7 protein-coding genes and 1 pseudogene are annotated in these 7,763 nt (G+C 67.6%); 3 read left to right on the top strand and 5 right to left on the bottom strand.

Going from position 1 to position 7,763, the window contains the following annotated elements; all coding sequences use genetic code 11:
- A partial coding sequence (locus AB0B45_RS41020; protein ID WP_358142693.1) for an integrase core domain-containing protein occupies positions 1-382 on the top strand: 382 nt, incomplete at its 5' end.
- A gap of 260 nt (positions 383-642) precedes the next feature.
- On the opposite strand, the gene AB0B45_RS41015 is transcribed toward AB0B45_RS41020, so the two are convergent.
- Positions 643-1,869, bottom strand: a complete 1,227-nt coding sequence (locus AB0B45_RS41015) for a tetratricopeptide repeat protein (protein ID WP_358142692.1) — start codon at positions 1,867-1,869, stop codon at positions 643-645.
- Between the two features lie 44 nt (positions 1,870-1,913).
- Complete coding sequence (locus AB0B45_RS41010; protein ID WP_358142691.1) at positions 1,914-3,923, bottom strand: BTAD domain-containing putative transcriptional regulator; 2,010 nt, start codon at positions 3,921-3,923, stop codon at positions 1,914-1,916.
- A 231-nt stretch (positions 3,924-4,154) separates the two neighbouring features.
- Here AB0B45_RS41010 and AB0B45_RS41005 point away from each other — a divergent pair, with 231 nt between their 5' ends.
- Complete coding sequence (locus tag AB0B45_RS41005) at positions 4,155-5,441, top strand: MFS transporter (protein ID WP_358142689.1); 1,287 nt, start codon at positions 4,155-4,157, stop codon at positions 5,439-5,441.
- 62 nt (positions 5,442-5,503) lie between these two features.
- Here the strand turns inward: AB0B45_RS41005 and AB0B45_RS41000 are convergent.
- From AB0B45_RS41000 to AB0B45_RS40990, 3 genes and pseudogenes are all read right to left on the bottom strand, one after another.
- Positions 5,504-5,609: pseudogene (locus AB0B45_RS41000) on the bottom strand (transposase); the annotation flags it as partial.
- A 449-nt stretch (positions 5,610-6,058) separates the two neighbouring features.
- A complete protein-coding gene (locus AB0B45_RS40995; protein ID WP_358142688.1) occupies positions 6,059-6,322 on the bottom strand; it encodes a hypothetical protein in 264 nt (87 codons plus the stop codon).
- A 904-nt stretch (positions 6,323-7,226) separates the two neighbouring features.
- Entirely contained in the window at positions 7,227-7,532 is a 306-nt protein-coding gene (locus tag AB0B45_RS40990) for a hypothetical protein (protein ID WP_358142686.1), read from the bottom strand.
- Between AB0B45_RS40990 and AB0B45_RS40985 the strand changes: the two genes are divergently transcribed.
- Entirely contained in the window at positions 7,531-7,761 is a 231-nt protein-coding gene (locus AB0B45_RS40985) for a hypothetical protein (RefSeq protein ID WP_358142685.1), read from the top strand. The two genes, AB0B45_RS40990 and AB0B45_RS40985, sit on opposite strands and share 2 nt — an antisense overlap.
- The last annotated feature ends 2 nt before the right edge of the window (positions 7,762-7,763 follow it).

Genomic DNA, 7,763 nt, shown 5'->3' with positions numbered 1-7,763 from the left:
CGATGAGCGAGCGGCGTCATTCCGCTTCCTCGTCCGCGACCGGGACGCCAAGTTCACTACGGCATTCGATGAGGTCTTCGCAGGTGAGGACACGATTGTGGTGAAGGCGCCACCGCGAACGCCGCAGGCGAACTGCTATGCCGAGCGGTGGGTGCGTACGGTCCGGGCCGAATGCGCCGACCGGATGCTGATCTACGACGAACGGCACTTACGGTTGGTGCTGGGTGAGTATGCCGATCATTACAACGGTCATCGGCCGCACCAGTCCCGCCGACAGCACCCGCCCGACCATGGCGAGCGGACCATCGTGCCGTTGGAAGGCCGGATCAGGTGCCGGAAGGTGCTCGGTGGGCTGATCAATGAGTATCACCGAGCAGCGTAGCCGTTTCGGGGGAACGCGCAGCTCAAGCCCTATGCGATGGGTTTTGACGCGGCACACCCACTCGGCTCGTTCGCAGAGATCGCCTCGGCGGCCTGATCCATGAGTATGCGCAGGTCGCTTAGGGTGACACCATTTTCGGCACCCACAGGTCGATCATCATGTCGCCCCCGGTTCTTCCCAGGGGAGCCGGCGCACGCCAGGAGAAGCATTGCAAGACCATGACCTGGGCGGATGGCACTATCGGCAGGCGCAGAGTCTTGCTACGTCGCCAGCGCGGCGGTGTCGTCGCGCTCAGGTGCGCCGATCTGGTCGAAGAGGGCGTGAGCCTGCCGCCAGCGGGTCTTGGCCAGCAGAATTCTTCCCTGGCGCTGGTAGGCGTGGCCGGCGGTGAGCAGGGTGTGGGCCTGTGCCAGCCGCTGGCCGGCGTGTCGTTGGGTGCTCAGCGCGCGCTCGCAGTGGTCCAGGCATCCGGTCACGTCTTCGAGACCGAGCAAGCCGATGGCGAGGCGACTGTGGGCTTGCGCGGTAGCGAGCGTGTACCCGGACGTGCGGGCGAGGTCCAACGCCTGGGCGGCGTGCTTGTTGCCACCCTCGTAGTCCTTCTGAGTGGCGTGGAGGTGGGAGAGGGTGAGCAGGGCCTCGACCTTGCCGCGTCGGTGGCCGGTGCGGTCGACGATGTCCAGGGCGAGGTCGAGCCGGTCGGCGGCGTCGGCCAGGCGAGCCTGCCGGATCTGGACATCGGCGAGGCCGGTGTGGGCGAAGATCTCGTGGCGGCTGTCGGACAGCCGCTGGGTGATGTCGAGGCTGGCGGTCAGGGCCGCGGTGGCATCCTGATAGCGTCCGGCGTCGCGGTGCACCAAGCCGAGGGTGGTCAGGGCGGCTGCTTCCTCGTGTTCCGCGCCGATGATCCGGCAGATGGTCAGGGACTCCTCGAGTGCGTGGAGTGCGTCGTCGAAGCGGCCCTGTTCGCGGCGGACCATGGCGACGTTGATGCCGGCGATGGCCTCACATTGATGCTGGCCGGTCTGGCGCAGCAGCGGCAGGGCGAGCTCGCCGAGCCTGGCCGCCCGTGGCAGTTCGCCGATCTGTTCGTATGCGGCTGCCAGGTTGGTGAGCATGGCGGCCTCGCCGATTCCGTCGCCGATCTCCCGGTCGATGGCCAGCGCCTGCTCCAATCGGCGGATCGCCAGCTGGGTCTGGCCGAGTTGGTCCAGCGCGATGCCCGTGTTGCACAAGGCTACCGACTCTCCCTGCCGCCACTCCGCGCGCCGCGAGAGGGCCGCTGCGGTCTCGCATTCGTCGATCGCCGCCTGGAACTCGGCGGTGCGCCAACGCAGGAGCCCCAGGCTGTGCCGCATCGCCGCTTCGCCGAGCACGTCGTCGGCTCGCTGCGCGGCTGCGAGCCCGGTCTGCGCGACGGACAGCCACTGGGTCAGCGGGGCCTGCACCTGCATGAAGTCGCGAAGCGCGTGGGCCAGTTGCCACACCATCCGATGCCGGCCGGACGCGGCGGCGTGGTCGAGCGCCGCGATCAGGTTCGGCCACTCGATGGCGATCCACTGCCGAGCCTGGCTCTCTTCGGGAACTGGACAGGGGATACGCCGGCCGGCGGGGGGTCGGCGGGCAGCCGAAGGCGGGACAGCCCGTTGAGGGCGGTGGCGGCCTGGCCAGTGGTGTGCAGGAAGAAGAGGAGTAGGCGGTCGATCGCGGCGTTCCGTTCCACGGGCGCGTCGTGTTCGGCGGCGAGTTGCCCGGCGTACTCCAGCAGCAGATCGTGGCAGACCAGCCGGCCGTCTGCGGTGATCTCGGCCAGATGGAATCGGGACAGCGCGTCGATCAACGGCGCCACATCGTCTGCCGGCAGACCGGTCAGCGCCGCCACCGCGGTGGCGGCCAGCCCGGCCGGGGCCGGCACCAGCCCCAGCATTCGAAACACCTGCCCGGCCTCAGCCGGAAGGGCCTGATACGACAGGTCGAATGCGCCGCGTACGGTCGCGGTGCCGTCGCCGTCGACCCGCAACTGACTCATCGGGCCCCGCGCGGCCAACTCCTCGACGTGCCGCCGTATATCCAGGTGAGGCCGGTCCGCCAGGCGAGCCCCGGCGATACGAAGAGCCAGTGGCAGGTGACCGCAGAGATTCGCCAGTTCGACCGCGCTGTCCCGGTCGACGCCGACCCGGTCCGCGCCTGCCGCGTGAGCAAGCACGTCGACGGCGTCGGCGGCGGGCAGGACATCGAGCTTGAGCCGGTGGGCGCCGTCCAACGCCACCAGGCCGCTGAGCCGATCTCGGCTGGTCACCAACATCAGACACCCGGGATCACCCGGCAGTAGTGGACGTACCTGATCTGCGTCCGCGACATTGTCCAGGACGACCAGCACCCGCCGGCCCACCAGCATCGACCGGTACAGGGCGGTCTGGGCGTCCACGCTGATCGGGATGCGTTCGGCGGCCACTCCCAAAGCACCCAACGACAGAGCCAGCGCCTCGACGGGCGACATGGGCGGCCCGGTGTGGAAGCCACGCATGTCCACGAAGAGCTGTCCATCCGGAAACCGCTCGCTGACTCGGCGAGCCCAGTGCACTGCCAGACTGGTCTTACCTACACCGGCAGTCCCGGTGATCACCGCAAGCACCGTGGCCGTGGCGCGGGCCTCCGGGCCTAACAGCGCGTCGAGTTGGCGCAGGTGTGAGGTACGGCCGACGAAATCGGCGACGCCCGGTGGGAGTTGCGCCGGCACCACAGGCACCGCCGTACGCGCTGTCTGCTGGTCGATGGCCGCGCCGGTCCGCGCGGTGTCGGTGATGATCGACGCCTCCAGTTCGCGTAGCTGCTGGCCGGGCTCCAGGCCAAGTTCGGCGACCAGCAGGCGGCGGGCGCGCTGGTAGGCCTCAAGGGCGTCGGCACGGCGGCCACACCGGTACAAGGCGATCATCAACTGGCCGTGTAGCCGCTCTCGCAGTGGGTGTTCGTCGATCAGCCTGGACAGCTCGCCGACCAGTTCGCCATGCCGGCCCGCTGCGAGTTCCGCGTCGATCCAGTCTGTGATCGCGGCGAACCGTGCCTCCTCCAGACTGCCGCACAACCGTTCGCGCATGGAGCCGGTCGCGGCGTCAGCGAGCGCCGGCCCCTGCCACAGCGCGAGCGCCTCGGCCAGCCGGGCCGCGCGCACGTTCGGATCCTTGATCGCCCGCGCCCCATCGATCAGCATGCCGAACCGGTGCACGTCGACCGATTCCGGCTGGATCTGCAGGCGGTAGCCCCCGCCGAGGGCCAGCAGCCGCACCGGCTCACCGGTGTCGCCACCCATTGCCGATCGCAGGGTGGTCCGAACGCGGGACATCAAGGTCTGCAGCGTCGACCTGGCCGTCGCCGGTGGAGCCTGATCCCACAGCAGTTCGATGAGTCGCTCGGCGGTGACAACCCGTTGTGGCTCCAGCAGCAGTACCGCCAGGGCGAGGCGTTCTTGGCGCCGTCGTAGGCGAAACACCTCGCCACGGGCGGAGTGAATCTCCACCGCACCCAGAAGCCTGAACTCCACACCGCAGAGGTTACCGGCGCCTCGCACGCGCCAGCTGTCGAAGAGATGGCAAGGAAATGTCATGGCGGCGGACAAAGCTGCGACGTGCGACAACAACCGTCCGGATGGGGGTGATCGGGATGCGGCGTGAACCGAGCTGGGGCTAGTCCAGGCAGTATGTGAGCGTGGTCCGGCTGGAAAGCCGGACCACACCTATTTGTGCCGCGATGAGACATGAGGAACGGAGCGCTCGTGGACGAGCAGGATGCCGAAGGCCCTGTGGCTGACCGGTCCGCCACCTTCCGGGAGGTCCTCGCCGTCGCGGAGTATCGCTCTCTGTTCGCGGCGACGGTGCTGTCTTGGATCGGCGACTACTTCGCCAAGGTCGCGGTAACAGTTCTGATCTTCAACGACACCGGCTCCGTGCTGCTGTCCGCCGCGGGCTTCGCCGTCAGCTACCTGCCCTGGGTGATGGGAGGCCCCGTCCTCGCCGCTCTCGCGGAACGGTACCCGTACCGACGCGTTATGATCATTTGTGATCTGGCTCGAGCGGCTCTGGTGGCACTGGTCGCTGTGCCCTGGGCGCCGTTGCCCGTCCTGCTTCTCCTGCTGACGGTCGCCAGCGTGCTCACACCGCCGTTCGAGGCGGCTCGTTCGGCCATGGTGGCGCAGGTACTGACCGGAGACCGCTACGTGCTGGGCCTTTCGCTGCAGAACATGGCGGGCCAGGCCGCGCAGGTTGCGGGTTACGCGCTGGGAGGAGTGATCGCCGCCGTCGACCCACGTGGTGCGCTGCTGATCAACGCGGCGACGTTCGCTGCTTCGGCGCTGTTGCTCTGGCGCGGAGTACGGCCTCGTCCGGCCGCAATGCTCAGGGAGCAACGTCGGTCCCTCCTGAAGGAGACCGGTGACGGTCTGAGGCTGGTCTTCGGGCACTCGATCATGCGGCCGATCGCCCTCGTGGTGTTCAGCCTCGTCGCGATCGTGATCGTCCCGGAAGCGCTGGCCGCTGCCTGGTCGGCCGAGCAGGGAGGGGATTCCCGGACTGCGGGCCTGTTGATGGCCGCCATACCCGTCGGCAATGTCATCGGCGCCGTCCTGACACGGGTGACGGGCCCGGAGCGACGGCTGAAGCTGATCAAGCCGCTCCTCTTGGCGACCCCTCTGTTTCTTGTGCCCGCGCTGGTCCGGCCGCCGTTGGTCGTGGTGTTCTTCCTGATGGTCGGTGCCGGTGTCGCCAACACGGTCATCGTGCCGCTGAACGGGCTGTTCGTCAGCGTGCTCCCTGGCGACTTCCGGGCCCGTGCTTTCGGGATCATGCAAGGAGGCATCCAGATCACGCTCGCGGTCGCCGTGCTCACCGCGGGCGCGCTGGCCGAAACGCTGTCCGTGCCGGTCGTGGTCGGGACGTGGGCCGTCTGCGGCCTTGCGTTGGCGGGGGTTGCGGTCAAGGCCTGGCCGCGCGGCGATGCCATCAGCGCGGAGATCGCACGAGTCGCGGAGCTCAACCGCAAGGCATCGGCCGCGCCGGCGCGATGACCGGGACTTGCCTCGGAGATCCGGTGGGTGATGTAGGCGTGGGTGCCGGGCTCGGCGCGGGACCGGAGGAGGGCGATGGCGTGGAGCGCCCGGTTGAGGTGGCGGTCCACGCTGCGGTTGAGCCGGTGGCGCGGTGAGGCCTGAGGATGACGGATGGGGGGCGATGCCGACGAAGGTGGCCTCAGAATGGAACCGAATCAGTGGCCATGGTTGCCGTTGGTCAAGGACGTGTGAGTGCTCGCTGGTTGCTCGTGTGCATGGGGACGGCGCGTCAGGCATTGTCATGGTCCGGCACGTCGGCAGGGGCAGTCACGGTCAGAGCGACAGAAAGCGGCACGGCGCAGCATCAGATGGCATTGATCAAGCCAACTCATAATCCGTGGGTCGTGGGTTCAAGTCCCACCCGCCCTACTCAGATTGACCAGGAATCTGTTCCCGGCGAGTCCCGGGCTGGACGTCGAGCCCCTGTCTCACCGACCCCGCGGAGATCATCCCGGTCTTCTCACCGCGGAAGGTTTCCTTGGAGCACCTGCCGTATGAAAGCCCTTCCCCGGCTGTCTGGTGGACGCGGGCCGGGGAGGGCTGTTCTACGGGCCTTTGACTACGCCGTCCGGGTGTCAGTCGTCGATGCCGCCACCCCCAGGATGCGTGATGTCGTCGCCGCCAATGTCGTCACCACCGCCGCCGCCCCACCGTTCAAAGCACTTTTGGGGGTTCTTGTGCTCGCGGCAGGGGTGCTCCAGCGAGGCGAGAACGGGCGTGGTCGAGGGAGTCCCGGCCACGGTTTCGGCACTGGCGAGCTGGGCTGGCATCGTCACCGGCGCGATGAGGGCCGAGGCGCCCATCGCCCCGGCCACGAGAGCGTTCCTGATCTTGATCATGACAGGTGACTCCATCGTGAAGCATTTGCGTCCTGGGCGATGCCCGGGCTGACGGAGCGCCGAATCGGCATCGCCTGCGGCGCCGATTCAACGGTGAACTGAAATTCCACGTTAGTGAGCGAGAACTTCGGCGGTCACCTAGAGAAATCCAAAGCCTGGAAGCGGTCGGATTACCCTCTCGCTATTTAGAGCGATACAGGGGTTACTTACCGTGATACTTCGCTATTCGTCCGCACCGGAGGCCCTGTGCCGACTCGGGGAGGCCGCCGCCCCCGGATTGCAATGTTCTGGCATGTCGTCACGGCTCTTTACGCGGGATAGATCGCAGATGCGCCCCGCCGTGCCCCGCGAAACGGCCAGTTCGACAGTGAATCAGCCGGCGAGGTTGTCCAAAGGACCCGCTGCGGACCGGAACATGGCATCACGGGCGCCGTTCAACGAACGTGTCACCAGCCCCAGTGCGCCACGAAGCGCTGATCTGTCCGTGCGGAGGTGAAAGATCACCGTTGTTCTGCCGTCGTGGTGGCGGAGCAAACGCTGGAGGCAGCCCAACCCTGGAATCGCTGGGGAGGCGGGAGCAGCCTCGACAAAGTCGGGTCGGCGGGCACTACCGGATGGGCCGGGTCCGGTGAGCGAGACGAGAAGGTACACGCGAGAAACCGGTGTCGTTACGCCTCTTGATGTGACGCCAGCTCAAATCCGGTGGATATGGGCTGGTCGGCGGTGCGCGCCCGTCCCCCTCATTCCGGGATGGGGAACCCCCGCGCTCTCTCCTCTCCGACCTCCCAGCCAGGAAGGGGGGCGGGGATAAGCGCGATGTCCGCCGAAGGGCGCGGGCGGGACGGAGCCGTCGTAGTACTCCGAGCCGGGGAGAGCCCGGCACATGGGGAAGGACGGCAGCGTGTCAGGCAAGGAGAAGAGTGCGATGTCCGAAGATGCGACGGTGAATACCGACGCTGGAAGATGGCCGAACACTGATTCGGCCTTCTTCGCGGTACGGAGGATGCAGATCAAGTTGCACCGTTGGGCGACCGACGATCTCGGTCGCCGGTTCGGTGACCTGTTCAACCTTGTCGGTGAACTCAGCCTCACCCGACACGGCCGCGACCGATGACGGCAACTCGGCGGTCACTTCTTCGACTCGGGCGTCGGCCTCGTCGTAGGCGCGCTGAGCCGCGATCAGATCGTCAGGCAGGTCGAAGTCAGCCATGCATGCCATCGACGCGGTCGGCATCTACCGGCCGGAGGCGCTGCACCCGCAGTACGCCTCCCAGCTCGACCTGCCGGACGAGTTTCGTCGGCACCGTCGATCCGGCCCGCTCGATGAAGACGCAGCGGGCCTAGGCGGGGCGTTCTTCGGCCTGTACTCGCAGGGCCGGGCGACCCGCCCTTTCGGCTGGCCGAGCCCCGCCCATCCAGGTGTCCGCTTCCTGAAGTGACG

The organism is Nonomuraea sp. NPDC049152, assembly GCF_040648355.1.
Taxonomy (GTDB): Bacteria; Actinomycetota; Actinomycetes; order Streptosporangiales; family Streptosporangiaceae; genus Nonomuraea.
This window is presented reverse-complemented; position numbering and strand designations above follow the sequence as displayed.

What these genes read in the sequence shown, in the direction of transcription:
- AB0B45_RS40985 (WP_358142685.1), top strand. Translation starts at nt 7,531, where the DNA reads ATGCATGCCATCGACGCGGTCGGCATCTACCGGCCGGAGGCGCTGCAC.
- AB0B45_RS40995 (WP_358142688.1), bottom strand. Translation starts at nt 6,322, where the DNA reads ATGATCAAGATCAGGAACGCTCTCGTGGCCGGGGCGATGGGCGCCTCG.
- AB0B45_RS40990 (WP_358142686.1), bottom strand. Translation starts at nt 7,532, where the DNA reads ATGGCTGACTTCGACCTGCCTGACGATCTGATCGCGGCTCAGCGCGCC.